This window comes from Actinoplanes sp. NBC_00393, assembly GCF_036053395.1.
GTDB lineage: Bacteria > Actinomycetota > Actinomycetes > Mycobacteriales > Micromonosporaceae > Actinoplanes.
The window spans coordinates 6,521,123-6,537,258 of sequence record NZ_CP107942.1; the positions used below are offsets into that span (position 1 = coordinate 6,521,123).

Sequence of the window (16,136 nt, forward strand, 5' to 3'; positions counted from 1 at the left end):
GCTCAGCCTAGGCGCTGCGGCCAGCGGACACGCACCGCCAGGTAGGCGGCCAGCCCGAGCGGCCCGAGCAGGATCGTGAGCAGCAGGATCGGGGCCATCAGCAGCACCGGCACGCCGCGCTCACGGCTGTCCAGATAGGACCAGCGGCCGACGAACAGGTCGAAAGCGATCATGTGCGCCCAACCGGCGGCAGCCCCGGCCGGGGAGCCGAGCAACTCGGCCACCCCGTCCAGGGTCGGGTTCGTCACCGCCGGCCACACCGTGCCGAAGTCCCCGATCACCAGCACCGCATAGATCGCCACGATCGGCAGCACGATCAGCGGGGAGGAGACGACGCGGGTGGTCCAGGACCACTTCGGCAGCAGGATCATCAGCGCCCAGAACGGCGCGGCCAGCAGGAACGTCAACTCGAACAGGACCTCGGTCACGCCGGCTTCCTCACCACCGCGGCGGCCGCTGCCGCCGTACCGACCGCCAAGGCGGCGAACGCGGCCAGAGTAACGGCATCGGGCTGCAACAGCGGCTGCCCGCGCAGCGCCTGCCAGGTCAACAGCAGCACCAGTACGGTGTAAGCACCCCCGGCGACCAGCAGGAGGCGCCCGCGCACCCGCTCGGTCCAGCCGGTCCACCGCCCGAGGGCGTAAGCCAGCAGCGGCAGCGCCTGCAGCGCGTGCAGCCCGACGAAGTGGCTGATCCGCAGGTCGCCGCCGGTGGTGCTCCACCCGGTGAGCGGCATCCCCGGACCGCCGTCCGGCACGCCGACCGAGTGCGCCCCGATCGCGCCGCCCGCGGTCTGCTGCGACGTCATGATGAACGCCAGCCCCATGCCGAGCAGCGAGATCCCCAGCCCCAGCCGGATCGCGTAGGCGGCCACCCGGTCCGGGATCCGCTGCCGCAGCGCGCTGACCCCGATCACCACCTGGGCGAAGAACAACACCATGATCGAGGTGCCCATGGCCGACCAGAGCGCCGCGTCGAACGGCGTCGCGATGTTGTAGTGGCTGGTCGTCCCGCGGATCACCTGGATGACGACGATCGCCAGTTCCAGGACGGTCACGCCGACGATGATTACGCCGGCCCACTCGGCGGGACGGCTGCGGCGCGGCAGAATGGCGAGCATCCAGGCCAGCGTCCAGGCGTAGACGGCGAACGAGACGGCGAACTTGAACGGCTTCAACCAGATCGGTACGCCGGTCAGGATCCGGCCGTCGACGAGGATGCCGACGGCGGAGACGAGGGCCAGCACCACGCACGCCGCGGTGAGCCAGAGCAGCGGGCGGTTCCAGCGGACCGGGCTACGCAGGGCGGGCAGGTGTCCCGCGGTGAACGAATCGACGGTGGTCATGGGATCAGCGTCGCGTTCCCGGCCGCCCGAATCGCCCGACCGGCGGCCGCATCCGCGGCCACTCGTCGGAGCCCCTCTCCTACCTTGGTAGGAGGGCGCAATACTGACGCCGTGCATCCCACCTTCGGCGTGGGCGACTGCACCGAGCGGCACCCAGCCGCACTGACCTACGAGGCCGCCGGCGAGGGCCAGGAGAACATGCCCATAATGCACAGCATCACCGACTTCCCCGCGGACGACTCCGGACGGCGCAGCAGCAGCGCGTTCGGTCGTGCCGTCGTCGCCGACGCCCTTCGCCCCGTCGACCCCGCCGCCGCCGCGGCCGCCGAACAGGAACCGGACTGGCGGCGCGGCTATCTGCGCCACTTCCAGGCCCTCGTGGAGGCGGGTCTCGCCGCCGACGGGACCGCCGGCTACGAGATCGCCGAGGCCGGCCTGGCCTCGGTGCACGCCCGGATGCGGTACCACCGCGAGGACGGCGAGTTCACCCTCGCCCAGGCCCTGCTGGCCGCACCGGAGCAGCCGCTGGACACCGTCGAGGTGACCGGTTCCGGCGAGCCGGAGCGTGAACTCGTCCTGCCGTACCGCGGGAAGCTGCTGCGCGGCGACGAACTGCAGCGTCAGCTCGACGCCTGGATCGCCGCGGGTGTCGTGGAGGAGTCGTGCGCCGAGGCGGTACGCGAGGTCGCCGCCTCCCCCGACTGGCTCGACCTGAGTGACCAGCGCCTGGTCGCGCTCGGCGCCGGCGCGGAGATGGGCCCGGTCGCCGCGGTCCTCGGCTGGGGCGGCACCGTCCTCGCCGTCGACCTGCCCCGGGACGAGCTCTGGCAGCGGATCAGCACCGCCGCGTCGAAATCGGCCGGCCGGCTGCTCGCACCGGTCCGCGACGACCAGACGCCGGGGGCCGACCTGCTCACCGACCTCAGCGCGGTGGCGCAGTGGCTGCTCAACTTCAGCGGGCGGCTGATCCTGGGCAACTACGGGTACGCGCCGGGTGCGGCGTACCCCCGGCTGGCGGCGGCGGTGGACGCGCTGGGCGTACATCTGCGGCAGCATCGGCACGACACCGCGCTGGCCGTTCTGGCCACGCCGACCGATGTCTACGCCGTGCCGGCCGGCGCGGTCGCGCAGGGCCGGGCGCGGTACGCCGAGCGGTCCCGGCTCGCCGGGCTGACCGGCACGGTTTCGGCCGGCCGGCTGCTGCGCCCCAACTACCCGTGCGACGTGGCGCCCGGCATCAACGACAGCCTGGTCCCGCAGCAGGGGCCGAACTACGCGCTGGCCAAGCGCATCCACCGCTGGCGGGCCACCCTGGGCCGGCGCGACGGTGTGGTGAGCTTCGCGGTCGCGCCGCCCACCCGGACCCGTTCGGTGGTCAGCAACCGCCTGCTCGCCGCCGCGTACGCGGGCGCGCACCTGTTCGACGTGGAGATCTTCGAACCGGCGACGGCCAGCAAGCTGATGGCCGCGCTGATGGTGCACCAGATCCGCAATCCCCGCCCGGCCCGGCCCGCCGCCTGGGAGGACGAGGCGATCGCCGCGGCCCACGGCGGCCTGTGGCGGGTCGCCTACCACCCGCGGACCGCCCTGCCTCTCGCCGCCGTCCGCGGCCTGCTCCTCCCCCGCCGCGCACAGCCCACCCGGCCATAACGCACCCGACCGGCGACCCGCTTTCACGAGCCGCCCACCAGCCACCCAACGCAGCCGCCCATAACCTGCCTGACCGGCGGCCCACCACCACGAGCCGCCCACCAGCCACCCAACGCAGCCGCCCACAACCTGCCTGACCGGCGGCCCACCACCACCAGCCGCCCACCAGCCGCCCAACCAACCGGCCACAACGTGCCTGAGCGGCGGCCCGCCACCACGAGCCGCCCACCAGCCACCCAACCAACCGGCCATAACCTGCCTGAGCGGCGGCCCGCATTCACGAGCCGCCCACCAGCCACCCAACCAACCGGCCATAACCTGCCTGAGCGGCGGCCCGCATTCACGAGCCGCCCACCAGCCACCCAACCAACCAGCCATAACCTGCCTGAGCGGCGGCCCGCATTCACGAGCCGCCCACCAGCCACCCAACCAACCAGCCATAACCTGCCTGAGCGGCGGCCCGCCACCACGAGCCGCCCATAACGTGCCTGAGCGGCGGCCGGCAAGCCGCGGCCGGCAAGCGGCGTCGGCCGGGACAGCGCGGCGACGGCCGGGACGGCAAGCGGCGACGGCGGGGACGGCGCGGTGTCGGGCGGGGTGGGACGGGGGTCGGGCGGGTGGGCGGCAATAGGGTCGCGGGGATGGAGACTGCGGGACTGGTCCTGGCGGCCGGTGAGGGAAAGCGCTACGGGATGCCGAAAGCCCTCGCCAAGCACGGTGACCGGCTGCTGGTGCAGCACGCCGCCGAGACTCTGCGGGCGGCCGGCTGTGAGCGGCGGATCGTCGTGCTCGGCGCGGCCGCCGACGAGGTGCGGGCGGCCGCGCCCGATCTGCCGGAGACGGTGGTCAACCCGGACTGGGCGACCGGCATGGCCTCGTCCCTGAAGGCCGGCCTCGCGGCTTTGGCCGGCACCCCGGCCATCGCCGCCGTGATCCTGCTGGTCGACATGCCGGGCGTCACCGCGGAGGCGGTCCGCCGCATCCTCGGCCACGCCGCCCGGGACGCGCTGGTGATGGGTGGGTACGGCGACCGGCGCGGCCATCCGGTTCTGCTCGGGCGTGACCACTGGGACGGGGTGGCCCGCACCGCGACCGGGGACCGCGGGGCGCGCGACTACCTGCGCACGCACGACGTCCGGGTGGTGCCGGTCGGTGATGTCGCCGACGACCACGACATTGACACTAGGTGACCGGGTGGTAGCACAAAATTACGGGCAACCTTTCCGGGCCGGGCGCACACTTACCGGGCAGAAAGCAGCACTCTAATTGATTGCCGGAATGGTTTATTTGTTTCTTAAGCGGTTTGACTCCCAGCATTTCCCGAGGCCATCATTGGTTCCGGAAATGCCTACAGGTAAATGGCGAGATCCCGCAGCGAGCTGATCCGATGCGGTTCGTCGTGTGGACCGATCCCCTGCCGGTCCAGGTGCACCGCCCGCAACCCGGCGGCCCGCGCCGCCAGCACGTCGAACTCGTGCCTGTCGCCGACGCTGAGCACCTCCCCCGGTGCTATCCCCCAGCGGGCGCAGGCTTGCCGGAAGGCGGCCGGGTTCGGCTTGGCGACACCCAACTCCTCGGGTGTCCAGACCAGGCCGAGCCCGGCCATTCCCATTCCGTCGAGTTTTGCGCGCTGCTGCACGGAACTGCCGTTCGTCAGCACCGCCACCGCCATTCCGGCGGCCGAGACCGCGGCCAGCGCGTCGAGGGCGTCGTCGTAGGCGTGGTACGCCGACTGGTAGGCCACGAGGAAGCCGGCGAAGATGTCGTCGAGGTGCTCCGGCTCGTACGAAATCCCGATCGTGGGCAGGAAATCCCGCAGCCGGCGCCGGCGCTGCTCGCGGAAGTCGATCTCACGTCGCCGCCAGGCAGCCAGATGCCGCTCGGCGATCTCGTCCCAGAGCGTGTGGACCTCCGCGCTGAACGGCACGCCGAGGGTCGGCAGCCAGGTGGCCAGGGCAGACGCGACCGAACCGTCGTGATCGCCGAGCGTGCCGTCGAGGTCGAAGAGCACGCCGCGCACGATCATGCGGACAGGCTACGGGCCCGCAGTCGGCGCAGCATGCGGGCGTCGCCGAACCCGACCGCCCGGGCCGCGGCCTCCACGGTGGAGCCGTGCCCGATCAGGTACTCGGCGCGTTCCACCCGCAGCAGCTGCTGGTAGCGCAGCGGGGTCCGCCCGGTGGCGGCGGTGAACAACCTGGTCAGGGTGCGTTCGCTGACTCCCGCGTCGGCCGCCAGTTCGCCCAGTCGCAGCGGTTCGGCGAAGCCGGCGTCGATCCGGTCCTGGACCCGGTGCACCACGTCGCTCAGGTGCGCCCGGTGCCGCAGCATCGCGCTGTGCTGGCGTTCGTCGCCGTTGCGCCGGGCGTAGACGACCATCTCGCGGGCCACCCGGGCGGCGACCGCCGGGCCGTGCCGGAGCGCGACCAGGTGCAACGCCAGATCGATGCCGCTGGCGATGCCGGCCGAGGTGACCACCCGGTCGTCGGCGACGTAGAGCACGTCCCGCACCACGGTCGCGGCCGGGTGCCGGCGCGCCAGCTGATCCTGCAGGTCGTGGTGGGTGGTGCAGCGGCGCCCGTCGAGCAGCCCGGCCCGGCCGAGCGCGTCGGCGCCCGCGCACACGCTGGCCACGGTTCCGCCGGCGGTGTGGTGTGCGGTGATCCGTTCCAACGTGGCCGGCGCGAAGTAGCCGTGCCCGTCGCGCCAGCCGGGCACCAGCACGAGATCGTCGGTGGTGAGTGCGGGCCAGTCCAGGTCGGCCTGCAGCGCGACGCCCTGCCAGGTGGGTACCGGGGACGCCTCGGCCACGTACCGCAGCTGGTAGCCCGGCGCGGTGGAGAACACCTGCGCCGGGCCGGCCAGGTCGAGCAGGTGCACCTGCGGCGTCAGCACGAACACCACCTGGCTCACGATCCGGTCACCCTCCGACGATCTCCGCAACGGTCCGGATCGTGGCGAAACGGCCGGCCAGCGCGTACTCGGTCCGGGCCACCACGTCCTCGGCGGAGAGGGTACTGCCGCCGTTCCAGTGCGGGATCGGGAAGGTCGCGGTGGCGTCGGTGACGAACGTGACCTCGTACCCCAGGTCGGACGCGACCCGCGTGGTGGTCTCCACGCACTGCTCGGTGCGCAGACCGCAGATCGTGAGCGAGCGGATCCCGGCGACCGTGAGCCGATGCTGCAGGTCGGTGGTGGTGAAGGCGTTGTGCACGGTCTTCACCAGCACCGGCTCACCGTCGGCCGGGGTCAGCTCGTCCACCACCCGGACGAAACCGCTCTCCGGGTCGAAGACGCCGCCGGTGCCGGGTTCGGCGTGCACCACCCAGATCACCGGGTCGCCGGCGGCCCGGGCGGCCTCCACCAGCAGGCCGACGTTCTTCACCACGTCGGGGTTGTTGACGCTGCTCCAGAGCGGCCGGGCACGGAACGATTCCTGGACGTCGATCACGACGAGGGCGTTGGTCATGCTTCGATTCAACGCCGCCGGGCCGCGCTGGATAAGGCACCATCACGCCCCGGCCCGGACCGATCCGGTCATCTCTGGCGGGCGGCGGACCGGGCTCGGGCGTGCTCCAGGAGCCGGTCCACGTCGGCGGCCGTGGCCGGGCCGGGGTTGACGACGCTCGCCCAGCCCTGCACCGCGTACGCCGGGTGCGGCATCAGCATGTCCGCCGCGGTGAAGTCGATCTCGTCGCTGTGTGCGGCGAACTCCTCCGGCCCGTACCCGAAAGCGTTCTTGAACTCGGCCCGCCCCAGCTCGATGTTGAGCCGGTAGGCCCCGGGCCGGTCCAGGTGGGAACGCGAGTCGAAGTCCGGGATGTCGTGCCCGACGATCGTGGCGAACGGCCGCTTCCGGTCCTCGCCGGCGAAGAAGAACCGGTCACCCCAGGTGTATTCCGGCATCCCGGAATCCGGCTCGATCCGGTGCTCGGCGACGCCGGGCAGAGCCCTGATCCGCGCAGCCAGCCCGGCCGCCGGATCGTCGCCCGAATTCACGTGCAAGATCATGTCAGCCCCCTCGATCGTCTCCGCGTCCAGCGGGAAATACCCCTGCTCGACCTTCACATCGTCGCGAACCGTCCCGGCCGGTCGCGGCGTGGACAGACCCGGTTCCAGCTGTGACTCGAACGTGCCCGGCAGTGGACTGTCCAGGCCCAGCGACGGGCTCGACCCCAGACTCCCGGCGATGAAGACGTAGCGAGGGCCGAGGAGCGCCGACACCGTCGCGCCGGCGCTGTGCCACTCCAGGTCCATCCCGGCCAGCGTCCACCGGCTCGGGTGCCGTTGCAGGTGCCGGTTGTGCGCGAAGACCAGCGTCGGCCCGCGGCTCTGCTCCAACTCGCGGATGTCGAGCAGGTTCCGGGCCATCAGCGCGTCCCGCACCCCGAGCATCCGGGAGGTGCGCTCGGCCGCGGGCGCCGGGTCGGCCGCCACCGCGTGATAGCGGAGCAGGCCGAGTGCGGCGATGCCGTGGGTCCGGGCCTGCTGCCAGGCCCGGGCCGAACTTGTGGCGATCAGGCGCGGTGCTTCGGCGTACAGCTGAGTCAGAAGATCGTCGGCTATCACCCGCAGCGCGGCTGCCTGCGGTGACCGGCCGATCGATCGCGCATGGTCCAGCTGCGCGGCCGGGTCGCTCCAGCGACTCTCGTCGCCGATCAGAAGATCAAGATCCGGGATCGGTACGCCCAGATAGTCGCGAAGATGCCGCAGGTACCGCCCCGGCCCGGCCGCCGACATCATCTCCAGCGGCGCGTCGAAACCGTGGAACGCGAGCTGCTCCTCCGGCGGCAACCCGGCATTGTGGGCCCGCATCCACTCGACGAGTCCCCGGGGGCCGTCCCCGGTCTCCGCCGCGCCGCGCACGTAGTCGTCGACGGCGAGCCCGGCGACCCGGTCGAACTCGAGCGCGATCGAGCGGAAGCCGTGCCCGGCGAGGAGCTGGAAGATCTCTTTGCTCAGGCGGGCGAAGGCGGGTTCGCCGTGCGTGGGCTCGCCCAGGGCCAGAAGTTGCGGATCACGCGATCCGACGAGGGAAAGCAACTGCTCCATGGCCTTCACCGTATCGTTGAACTTGTTGTTGAGGGTCACGGCCGCCGGAGCGCAGAATGGTCCGGTGAACCCTCAAACAGCGGTGCACCGGCCGGTGGATCTGGCCCGGCTGCACGGCCTGTCCACCCAGGCGATCCGCAACTACGAGCGGGACGGGGTGCTGCCCGCCGCGCAGCGCACCGCGAGCGGCTACCGGGTCTACACCGACCAGCACGTGGCCGCGCTGAGCGCCTATCTCGCTCTGGTTCAGGGGTACGGCTACCGCACGGCCGGTGTCGTGATGCGGGCCGTCGGCCGGGATGATCCGGAGTCCGCGTTCGCCGCCGTCGACGCCGCACACGTTCAACTACAGCGGGACCGGGAGACGCTGGCAACTGTCGCGTCGGCGGTCACCGTCCTGGCCTCGGCGCCGCCGGCCCGGCCCGGGGACCGATCGCTTCCGGTCGGGGCGGTCGCCCACCGGCTCGCCGTCACCCCGGCGACGCTGCGTAAATGGGAGCGGGCCGGAATTCTGGTGCCGGCCCGGGACCGGGCGACCCACTACCGGGTCTACTCGCCCGACGACGTCCGTGACGCCGAGCTGGCGCATCTGCTGCGGCGCGGCGGCTACCGGCTGGACCATATCGCCGCGGTCCTTCGCCAGGTCCGCGACGCCGGCGACCCGGAAGCCCTGGCCGGCTCGCTCGCCGGCTGGCAGGAGCGGGTCACCGCCCGCGGCCGCGCCATGCTGACCGGATCCGCCCGCCTCGCCGACTACCTCGATCTGCTGGACAGTGCCGGGGCAGACGTACGCCGCCCCGCCCGTGGGGGTTGACGGGCGGGGCGGCGGCCTACTGGATCAGCGCGGGAAGTCGCGGTAACTACCGGTGTAGTAATCCCCGACCTGCTCGCGGTACTCCGGTGTCTCGAAGGTGTCCTTGTCGTACTCCGGAGAACTCTTGATCTGATCCTTCGTACGGTCGACGTAGACCTTGCGTTCGTCATGGTCGACGGTCTGCACCGTGCCGGCCGGCAGGAGAACCTTCCGCCCGAAGATCCACGGTCCGGTGTCGACCACCAGGAAAGCGTCACCGACGTCGTAGCTGGCCTGGTCGATCGAACCGATGTGCCCATCGGTCGCCTCGACCTTGTATCCGACCAGGTCCACGCCGGTCCGCCCGCCTTCTTCGACGCTGTCCGCCGCGGCCGGGTCATACGTTCCGGCCAGGCTCGACGGGTCACGCCAGGACCACGGGGTGAACGGCGTAGGTTGCATCACGGCCTCCTCAAATCGATGAATTTGCCGCTGCACGATCCGTACCCGCCAGCCCCGGGAGCAAAACTCAGGAGGCGTACGTCTCCAGCTCGGCGATCTTCGGAGTGCTCGACGAGCTGGTCACCTTGAGCGTGAGCTTGGTGAGCGAGGTGGCCGGGAAGGTGATCACCCCGGCGCCGGTGCCGGTCTTCAGGATCGCGCCGGTGGTGCCGTTGAGGATCTGGTAGGAGCCGGTCGAGGCGCCGGCCGCCGCAATGACGTTGACCTTCGCGACGGTGGTGGCGGAGCTCCACTTGATCGAGACTTCGCCGGTGGCGCCGTTCGGCGACCAGAACGTGCTCGTCTTGCCGTCCTTGACGTTGCCGTAGCTGGTGCCGCCGGCCTTGCTCGAGCCGTCCGCGCCGGCGCCGATGCTGAGGTTGGCGCCGGTCGGCTGGCTCGGGGCCACTGTGGGGCTCGCTGTCGGGGCGGTGGTCGGCGCGGCGGTCGGGGCCGCGGTCGGGGCTGCGGTCGCCGAGCAGGTGCCGGTGGATACCTTCAGGCCCTTGTTCGCGCCCGCGGTCTGGCTCACGATGCTCGGCACGCAGGACGCGTTGTCCAGGGCGAACGAGTACGGCACGCTGACCGTCGTGGTCGAGGTCAGGTTCGGCCCGGCCGGCTTATTGTCGGTGCCCGGCGCCGACCAGGTCACGTTGTCCAGGACGTTCCCGGAGACCTGCCAGAAGCCGGCGGCATCGGTGTAGAAGGTGCCCAGGACGTCCTTCGAGTCCTCGAAGTAGTTGTTGTCCACCTTGGCCTTCGCGCCGGCCCGCGAGTTGATGCCCGACTCGTTCAGGTTCAGGTAGTGGTTGTTGTAGATGTGCGCGACACCGCCGCGCAGCAACGGCGTACGCGAATCGATGTTCTCGTATTTGTTGTGGTGGTACGTGATGAAGCTGTTGCCGGTGTCCGTCTCGCTCGACCCGACCAGTCCGCCCCGGCCCGAGTTGCGCAGGACGCTGTAGGACAACGTCACGTACTGAACGTCGTCCTTCATGTCGAACAGGCCGTCGAAGCCCTCCGACTCACCGCCGGAGGCCTCCAGGGTGACGTGGTCGACCCACACGTTGCGGACCGTGCTCTCCATGCCGATCGCGTCACCGCCGTTCGAGGTCGGCGAACCCGACTTCTTCACGTTCTTCACGGTCACGTTCTGGATGATGATGTTGCTCGAGTCGCGGATGTGGATGCCCAGCTGGTCGAAGACCGCGCCGCTACCGACACCGACGATCGTGACGTTGCTGATGCCCTTCAGCTCGATCAGGCCGGCCGCGGTGTTGCAGCTGTCACCGGAGACCTTGGCCGTGTTGCCGTGGTTGATCGTGCCCTGCACCTCGATGGTGATCGGGGTGTCGGTCGCCGCCCGGCCGCACAGGGCCGCGTGGATCTCGGTGCCGGTGGTGGCCCGGACCGTGGCTCCGCCGGCGCCGCCGGTCGTGCCGCCGTTGGCGCTCGCGAAGCCGGTGGCCGGGCTGGTCGCCGCCGACGCGTCGTGCTGGGGCAGGCCGAAGGCGATGGCTCCGGCCACGCCGGCCACACCGGCTACCGCGGAAAGTCGCAGCGCGACTGATCTCTTCATCTGGCTACACCTGTTTCCTGGGGGATGGGGCGTATCAGAGGTGTGCCGCGACGCAAGATCGGTTGTCCGGGAGCGGTGTGACCGTCGTCACATTGCTAGCGGTTGATGTCGCCGCCCGAGAGAGCGGCCAGGTCAGCCCTGGTCGGGAGGCCCTCGCAGTCGCCGGGAACGGTCACCGCGAACGCGCCGGCCGCGATCGCCGTCCGCAGCCGCTGCTCCGGGCCGGCGCCGGCCTGCCGGTCCGCCAGATAGCCGGCCACGAAGGCGTCACCGGCGCCGACCGGGTCGACCGCGGTCACCGGGAGGGCGGGCAATTCGAACCGGACGCCGCCGATCAGCGCCACGCATCCCCGCGCCCCGTCCTTGACGATCACCTCCGCCGGGCCGAGCTTCGCCAAACCCTCCACCGGGTCCGGAGAGTCGACGAAGATGGCCGCCTCGTCCGGGCCGGCGAAGACCACGTCGGCGCGGGCCACGAGATCGCGCAGCACCGGGGCCGCCTCGAACCGCGACCAGAGCTTGCTGCGGTAGTTGACATCCACCGAAACCGGCACCCCGGCCGCCCGGGCCGCGTCCACCGCGTGGAAGACGGCGGCGCGGGCCGAAGCGCTGAGCGCGGTGGTGATGCCGGTGACGTGCACGATCCCGGCCGCCTCGATCTCGGCGACCGGCACGTCCGCCGCGTTGAGACGGGAACCGGCACTGCCGGAACGGTGGTAGTCGGCGTGGATGAACTGGCCGGACCGCTGGAACCGGATCATCAGGCCGGTGAAGGCGTCGTCCGGGATCGCGATCGTGCGTACCCCGAAGGAGCGCAACCGGGAAGCGACGAGCGCCCCCGTGGCATCCGGGCCGATCCGGCCCAGCCAGGTGGCGTCGCCGCCCAGGCGCGCCACGCCGATGGCCACGTTGCTCTCCGCGCCGGCTACGCCGAGGGTGAAGGCGCGGGCGCTCTCCAGGGTGCCGATCCCGTCAGCGACGAAGATCCCCATCGACTCGCCGAGGGCGAAAATCGGTCCGCTCATGATCGGGCGAAGGCGACCGCGTCGGCGGCGTGCCGGGCCCGGGTGGCGAGCGCCGTGAGGCTGCCGCCGGTGGCGGCGTCGCCGATCAGCGGGCCGCCGAGACCGACCGCGACCGCACCCGCGGAGATCCACTTCGAGATGTCGTCGAGGCCGACCCCGCCGGTCGGCATGATCCGGACCTGGGGCAGCGGACCGTGTAGATCCTTCAGGTAGCCCGGGCCGAGACCCCCGGCCGGGAAAAGCTTGACCAGCGGCGCGCCGGCGACATGGGCGGCGTAGACCTCGCTCGGCGTGAACGCGCCCGGGTAATGCGGCACGTCCACCCCGAAGGAGCCGCCGATCGGCGACACCAGGAAGGTGGCGCCCGCGTCGACGGCGGCCTTCGCATCGTCAGCGGTGAGCACGGTGCCGGCACCGACCACCACCGAGTCCGGAAGCATGCGGCGCAGGCCCGCGATCGCCTCGATCGCGCCGTGCGAGGTCAGGGTGACCTCCATGGCAGTGATGCCGGCGGCGACCAGGACTTCAGCCACCGGGGCGAACCCGTCGGCGGTCGGGGCTCGGAGGATGGCGACGAGGCCGCTCTCGACGATGGCGGCGGAGACAGGATCGAGAGGCTTGTGTTGATCGGTCACCCCTTCGATCCTGCCCGATGCAACCGTTTGCAGTAAGCCCTCGGCCACCGCCGATCCTGAGCCTCGGCCACCGACCCGGCGGCCTCAGCCCTCGAGCAAGCGGCCTCAGCCGCCAACCCGGCGGCCTCAACCCTCGAGCAAGCGGCCTCAGCCGCCAACCCGGCGGCCTCAACCCTCGAGCAAGCGGCCTCAGCCACCAACCCGGCGGCCTCAACCCTCGAGCAAGCGGCCTCAGAGGGTGGTTCGGTGGTCTTCGCGTTGATCTATGTGTTGGGTCCGGTTGGGGATCATTCCAGAGGTTTGTCATAGATGGTGATCACTCGAAGGATTGAAAGGTGAGCCTCGATCGCGACCGGGAGATCATGGCAGCGTTGCGCTGGTCATGAGTGATCGACAGCGGTATCCGAGCGACGTGACCGACGCGCAGTGGGACCTGATCGGGCCGTTTTTGCAGGCGTGGCAGGCGAAACGCGTCTCGGTGACCGGCCAACAGGGCGGCGGCTACGAGTTGCGGGAAATCGTGAACGCGATCCTCTACCAGACCCGGACCGGCTGCCAGTGGGCCTATCTGCCGCACGACCTGCCGCCCAAATCGGCGACGTACTACTACTTCGCGTTGTGGCGTGACGACGGTACTGACCAGGCGATCCATGACCTGCTGCGCTGTCAGGCGCGAGAGAAGGCCGGCCGCGCCGAGGACCCGAGCGCCGTCGTGCTGGACACCCAGTCGCTGCGCGCCGCCAACCACGTCCCGGCGGCGACGACCGGTAAAGACGCCGGCAAGAAGGTCCCCGGCCGCAAACGAGGCCTGGCCGTCGACGCCCTTGGCCTGATCATCGCCGTGGTCGTGACCGCCGCGTCGATCAGCGACAACGTGCTCGGCATCAAGCTGCTCGACAAGATCGCCGAACACACCCCCACGGTGACCCGAGCATGGGTCGACGCCGGGTTCCAGCAGGACTTCGCCCTGCACGGCGCGGTTCTGGGCGTCGACGTCGAGGTCGTCAAACGATCCGACACCACCGCCGGGTTCGTGCCGGTCAAGAAGCGGTGGATCGTCGAGCAGGTCAACGGCACGTTGATGCTGCACCGGCGGCTGACCCGCGAATACGAAAGCCGACCCGAGTCATCGGTGTCACGCACCCTCTGGGCCTCGATGGCCAACATCGTGCGCCGACTGACCGGCACCAGCACCCCGACCTGGCGGTGAACCCGCCAATGAACATCACCACGATCCTCGACCTGATCGCCATCCGCGAAGCCGCCGCCAACCAAACTGCCACCGGCCTGCGAGAACAGATCACCGCCCTGACCGCGCAACTCGCGCAGACCGACACCGAACTCGCCGACCTCGCCACGACCCGCACCACCCTGCAAGCACTCACCGCAGCCGAGTTCACCGCCGAGGACCCGACCATCGCCAGCACGCCCTACCAGCAGATCCTGGCAGTCCTGCACGCCGCGCCCGCCGGCATGCGGGCCAAAGACATCTGCCTCGCCGTCGGCGTCGACCCCGCACCCAGCCACGTCGAAAGCGCCCGCGCCCGCCTCAAACGCATGGTCAGCCGCAACATCCTCACCGAAAACGAACCCGGAGTATTTGCCCTACCCGAGAAACGGACCTAAGCCCTCAAACCGGCCTCTCAGCCACCAACCAGGCGGCCTCAACCCTCGAGCAAGCGGCCTCAGCCACCGACCAGGCGGCCGATCGTCTGGAAGATGTCGGCGTAGAACGTGCCGCCGATGCTGCGGAACAGCTGGAACGGCTTGTCCGGGCTGCCGAAGAACGGCCGCAGCGTCCAGGCGAGCTGGGTGCCCACGAACCCGAAGAGCAGAATCCAGATGTAGAGCAGCGTCATGCTGGCCGGACGCTCACCAGCCGGCAGTTCCTCCGGCCGGCCGCCGACGTCGGAGAGCCGCTTGACCGGGGCCGGCGCCGGTGCCGTGAGGACGGCGCCGTTCTCCTTGCCCTTCTCCGGAGCAGCCGTCGTCGCGTCGGCCGGCAGCTCGACCGCCGGCGGCAGGGTCAGCGCCCGGCGGGCGACCTTCACCTGGTGCTCGTTGAGCGCCGTCATACCGGCCGTCAGGAAGCGCAAGCCGACCACCGCGGTGAGCACCAGAATCGCCACGTTCAGCAGTTTGAAGAACGAGTAGCTCTGCGCCGTGATCAGGAAGAACAGGCTGATCGGGGCGAACGCCAGGGTCAGCACCGCGGTCACGGTGATCGTCACCATGATCAGTGTGAGCGCCTGGAGCACCGACAGTTTCGCGCCGAAGACCAAATTGAACAGATAGAGCGTCGGCAGGCAGATGGCGAGGGTGGCGAGGAACAGCAGCGGCAGCTTGATGAACGACGAGACGGCCTGCAGCGCGCTGTTCGACGCACCGAGGACCGCACCGTAGAGCGCGAGGCTGAGAGCCGAACTGACCAGCATCTGGCCGGTCAACTGTTTGAGATCCCGCTCTTCGATGATCTGCCGCCAGATTCCGTTGCGATCGCGCAGCAGGCGCTCGATCACGAGAAGGCTGTTCCCGGGCGGGTTCGCCATCTTGACCTCCGAGGTGGTGGGGGAAAAGGCCGCGGAGGTTACCCTGGCGCCGTGACTGAGCCAACGCTTCGGGCCTCCGACGCAGAACGGTACCGTGTCGTCGCCATGCTGGAACAGCATGCGGCCGCGGGAAGATTGACCTTGGACGAATATGCCGAACGCGTCGACCGGGTTCTGGCCTGTCGTACGCACGGCGACCTGGCCGCCGCCACCGCCGACCTACCGCCGCTGGAGGAGCCTGCCGAGCAGGACCGTCACCTGCTGTGGGCGTTCCTCGCAGCGGCGGTGGTGCTGGCGGTCTTCACCGTCGTTCTGACTCTGGCCCGCTGAGCGCACCCGGGCCCGCAACGGTTGTCAGCGGCGTTCGGATTCCGGCCCGCTGAGCGCAGCCGGACCCGCAACGATTGTCAGCGGCGTTCGGATTCCGGCCCGCTGAGCGCAGCCGGTCGGCGCAGGAAGCCGCGGACCACGCCGTTCGGCGAGTCCACCGGCTCCGGCGGCATGTCCCGGATGCCCAGCTCCTCCCGGATCGCCGCCTCGAACTGCTGCATCACGAGCGGCACCTGAGCGATCAGCTCGCGGAAGTGGGTCTGCGGTCGAACGCCGACCACACCGGACGGGTTCATCTCGCTGTGCAGCCGTTCCAGCTGCAGGTGAACGGCCAGGGCGGCGCTGCGGACCGGGCCGGAAGCGAGCAGTCGCACCGGCATCAGCGCCGGAGACACCGAGTCGAGGTACGCCAGCGCGCTCGGCGGTTTCTCCCCCGCCTCGTACGCCGCCCGCAGCCGCTGCGTGGCGCGCTCGAACGCCGCCAGCAGGTCCACGTAGGCAGCTTTGCGTTCGGCATACCACCGCCGGGTGCGGCGTCGCCGTTTGAGCAGGTAGTCGTTACGGGCGGTGACGAGCACCGTCACTGCGGCCCCGGCCAGGGCGAACACGACGGCCACCAGGGGCAGGCCCCACCACGGGATCTGAGACACCCGTTCACCGTATCGACCCGGCACCCG

18 protein-coding genes are annotated in these 16,136 nt (G+C 70.6%); 6 read left to right on the plus strand and 12 right to left on the minus strand.

The features are described 5' to 3' along the window. Positions 1-2: 2 nt before the first annotated feature. Both OHA21_RS30285 and OHA21_RS30290 read right to left on the minus strand, forming a co-directional pair. Positions 3-428, minus strand: coding sequence for an ABA4-like family protein (locus OHA21_RS30285; RefSeq protein ID WP_328460623.1), 426 nt, complete (start codon positions 426-428; stop codon positions 3-5). Continuing rightward, positions 425-1,345 (minus strand): hypothetical protein, encoded by a 921-nt coding sequence (locus OHA21_RS30290; protein ID WP_328460625.1) that lies wholly within the window; start codon positions 1,343-1,345, stop codon positions 425-427. The genes OHA21_RS30285 and OHA21_RS30290 overlap by 4 nt, the downstream gene beginning before the upstream one ends. A 111-nt stretch (positions 1,346-1,456) precedes the next feature. On the opposite strand from OHA21_RS30290, the gene OHA21_RS30295 reads away from it, so the two are divergent. Together OHA21_RS30295 and OHA21_RS30300 are read left to right on the plus strand one after the other, a co-directional pair. Then, a complete protein-coding gene (locus tag OHA21_RS30295) occupies positions 1,457-2,995 on the plus strand; it encodes a hypothetical protein (RefSeq protein WP_328460627.1) in 1,539 nt (512 codons plus the stop codon). A gap of 641 nt (positions 2,996-3,636) precedes the next feature. Beyond that, entirely contained in the window at positions 3,637-4,185 is a 549-nt protein-coding gene (locus OHA21_RS30300; protein ID WP_328460629.1) for a nucleotidyltransferase family protein, read from the plus strand. Between the two features lie 158 nt (positions 4,186-4,343). Here OHA21_RS30300 and OHA21_RS30305 read toward each other — a convergent pair whose 3' ends face one another. The 4 genes from OHA21_RS30305 to OHA21_RS30320 form a co-directional block, all read right to left on the minus strand. Then, positions 4,344-5,021 (minus strand): HAD family hydrolase, encoded by a 678-nt coding sequence (locus OHA21_RS30305; protein WP_328460631.1) that lies wholly within the window; start codon positions 5,019-5,021, stop codon positions 4,344-4,346. Continuing rightward, positions 5,018-5,908 carry a GlxA family transcriptional regulator gene (locus OHA21_RS30310; RefSeq protein WP_328460633.1) on the minus strand — a complete coding sequence of 297 codons (891 nt, stop codon included), beginning with the start codon at positions 5,906-5,908 and terminating at the stop codon, positions 5,018-5,020. Before OHA21_RS30310 ends, OHA21_RS30305 begins: the two co-directional genes overlap by 4 nt. Before the next feature lie 7 nt (positions 5,909-5,915). After that, a complete protein-coding gene (locus OHA21_RS30315) occupies positions 5,916-6,464 on the minus strand; it encodes a cysteine hydrolase family protein (protein ID WP_328460635.1) in 549 nt (182 codons plus the stop codon). Positions 6,465-6,532: 68 nt separating this feature from the next. Next, positions 6,533-8,047, minus strand: coding sequence for a DUF6194 family protein (locus OHA21_RS30320; protein WP_328460637.1), 1,515 nt, complete (start codon positions 8,045-8,047; stop codon positions 6,533-6,535). An 82-nt stretch (positions 8,048-8,129) separates the two neighbouring features. On the opposite strand from OHA21_RS30320, the gene OHA21_RS30325 reads away from it, so the two are divergent. Next, entirely contained in the window at positions 8,130-8,861 is a 732-nt protein-coding gene (locus OHA21_RS30325; RefSeq protein WP_328478613.1) for a MerR family transcriptional regulator, read from the plus strand. A 24-nt stretch (positions 8,862-8,885) separates the two neighbouring features. Here the strand turns inward: OHA21_RS30325 and OHA21_RS30330 are convergent, their stop codons facing one another. From OHA21_RS30330 to OHA21_RS30345, 4 genes are all read right to left on the minus strand, one after another. Then, positions 8,886-9,302, minus strand: coding sequence for a PRC-barrel domain-containing protein (locus tag OHA21_RS30330; protein WP_328460639.1), 417 nt, complete (start codon positions 9,300-9,302; stop codon positions 8,886-8,888). Positions 9,303-9,369: 67 nt separating this feature from the next. Then, positions 9,370-10,920, minus strand: coding sequence for a pectate lyase family protein (locus OHA21_RS30335; RefSeq protein WP_328460641.1), 1,551 nt, complete (start codon positions 10,918-10,920; stop codon positions 9,370-9,372). A gap of 95 nt (positions 10,921-11,015) precedes the next feature. Next, positions 11,016-11,945 (minus strand): sugar kinase, encoded by a 930-nt coding sequence (locus OHA21_RS30340; protein ID WP_328460643.1) that lies wholly within the window; start codon positions 11,943-11,945, stop codon positions 11,016-11,018. Then, the gene (locus OHA21_RS30345) at positions 11,942-12,580 is read right to left on the minus strand and encodes a bifunctional 4-hydroxy-2-oxoglutarate aldolase/2-dehydro-3-deoxy-phosphogluconate aldolase (RefSeq protein ID WP_328460645.1); all 639 of its coding nucleotides are present in this window, start codon (positions 12,578-12,580) and stop codon (positions 11,942-11,944) included. The genes OHA21_RS30340 and OHA21_RS30345 overlap by 4 nt, the downstream gene beginning before the upstream one ends. A 382-nt stretch (positions 12,581-12,962) precedes the next feature. Between OHA21_RS30345 and OHA21_RS30350 the strand changes: the two genes are divergently transcribed. Both OHA21_RS30350 and OHA21_RS30355 read left to right on the plus strand, forming a co-directional pair. Next, complete coding sequence (locus OHA21_RS30350) at positions 12,963-13,790, plus strand: IS5 family transposase (protein ID WP_328460648.1); 828 nt, start codon at positions 12,963-12,965, stop codon at positions 13,788-13,790. Between the two features lie 8 nt (positions 13,791-13,798). Next, positions 13,799-14,206: a hypothetical protein gene (locus OHA21_RS30355; RefSeq protein ID WP_328460650.1), complete on the plus strand. Its 408-nt coding sequence runs from the start codon at positions 13,799-13,801 to the stop codon at positions 14,204-14,206. 59 nt (positions 14,207-14,265) lie between these two features. Here the strand turns inward: OHA21_RS30355 and OHA21_RS30360 are convergent, their stop codons facing one another. Then, entirely contained in the window at positions 14,266-15,129 is an 864-nt protein-coding gene (locus OHA21_RS30360) for a hypothetical protein (protein ID WP_328460652.1), read from the minus strand. Between the two features lie 51 nt (positions 15,130-15,180). On the opposite strand from OHA21_RS30360, the gene OHA21_RS30365 reads away from it, so the two are divergent. Next, positions 15,181-15,459 carry a DUF1707 SHOCT-like domain-containing protein gene (locus tag OHA21_RS30365; RefSeq protein WP_328460654.1) on the plus strand — a complete coding sequence of 93 codons (279 nt, stop codon included), beginning with the start codon at positions 15,181-15,183 and terminating at the stop codon, positions 15,457-15,459. A gap of 77 nt (positions 15,460-15,536) precedes the next feature. Here the strand turns inward: OHA21_RS30365 and OHA21_RS30370 are convergent, their stop codons facing one another. Continuing rightward, on the minus strand, positions 15,537-16,109 hold the full coding sequence (locus tag OHA21_RS30370) for a hypothetical protein (protein WP_328460656.1): 573 nt from the start codon (positions 16,107-16,109) through the stop codon (positions 15,537-15,539). Between the last annotated feature and the right edge of the window lie 27 nt (positions 16,110-16,136).

Excerpts from the sequence above, each read along its gene's own strand:
- OHA21_RS30340 (WP_328460643.1), bottom strand. The coding sequence starts at position 11,945 with ATGAGCGGACCGATTTTCGCCCTCGGCGAGTCGATGGGGATCTTCGTC.
- OHA21_RS30305 (WP_328460631.1), bottom strand. The coding sequence starts at position 5,021 with ATGATCGTGCGCGGCGTGCTCTTCGACCTCGACGGCACGCTCGGCGAT.
- OHA21_RS30360 (WP_328460652.1), bottom strand. The coding sequence starts at position 15,129 with ATGGCGAACCCGCCCGGGAACAGCCTTCTCGTGATCGAGCGCCTGCTG.
- OHA21_RS30290 (WP_328460625.1), bottom strand. The coding sequence starts at position 1,345 with ATGACCACCGTCGATTCGTTCACCGCGGGACACCTGCCCGCCCTGCGT.
- OHA21_RS30300 (WP_328460629.1), top strand. The coding sequence starts at position 3,637 with ATGGAGACTGCGGGACTGGTCCTGGCGGCCGGTGAGGGAAAGCGCTAC.
- OHA21_RS30315 (WP_328460635.1), bottom strand. The coding sequence starts at position 6,464 with ATGACCAACGCCCTCGTCGTGATCGACGTCCAGGAATCGTTCCGTGCC.
- OHA21_RS30355 (WP_328460650.1), top strand. The coding sequence starts at position 13,799 with ATGAACATCACCACGATCCTCGACCTGATCGCCATCCGCGAAGCCGCC.
- OHA21_RS30320 (WP_328460637.1), bottom strand. The coding sequence starts at position 8,047 with ATGGAGCAGTTGCTTTCCCTCGTCGGATCGCGTGATCCGCAACTTCTG.
- OHA21_RS30330 (WP_328460639.1), bottom strand. The coding sequence starts at position 9,302 with ATGCAACCTACGCCGTTCACCCCGTGGTCCTGGCGTGACCCGTCGAGC.
- OHA21_RS30335 (WP_328460641.1), bottom strand. The coding sequence starts at position 10,920 with ATGAAGAGATCAGTCGCGCTGCGACTTTCCGCGGTAGCCGGTGTGGCC.
- OHA21_RS30350 (WP_328460648.1), top strand. The coding sequence starts at position 12,963 with ATGAGTGATCGACAGCGGTATCCGAGCGACGTGACCGACGCGCAGTGG.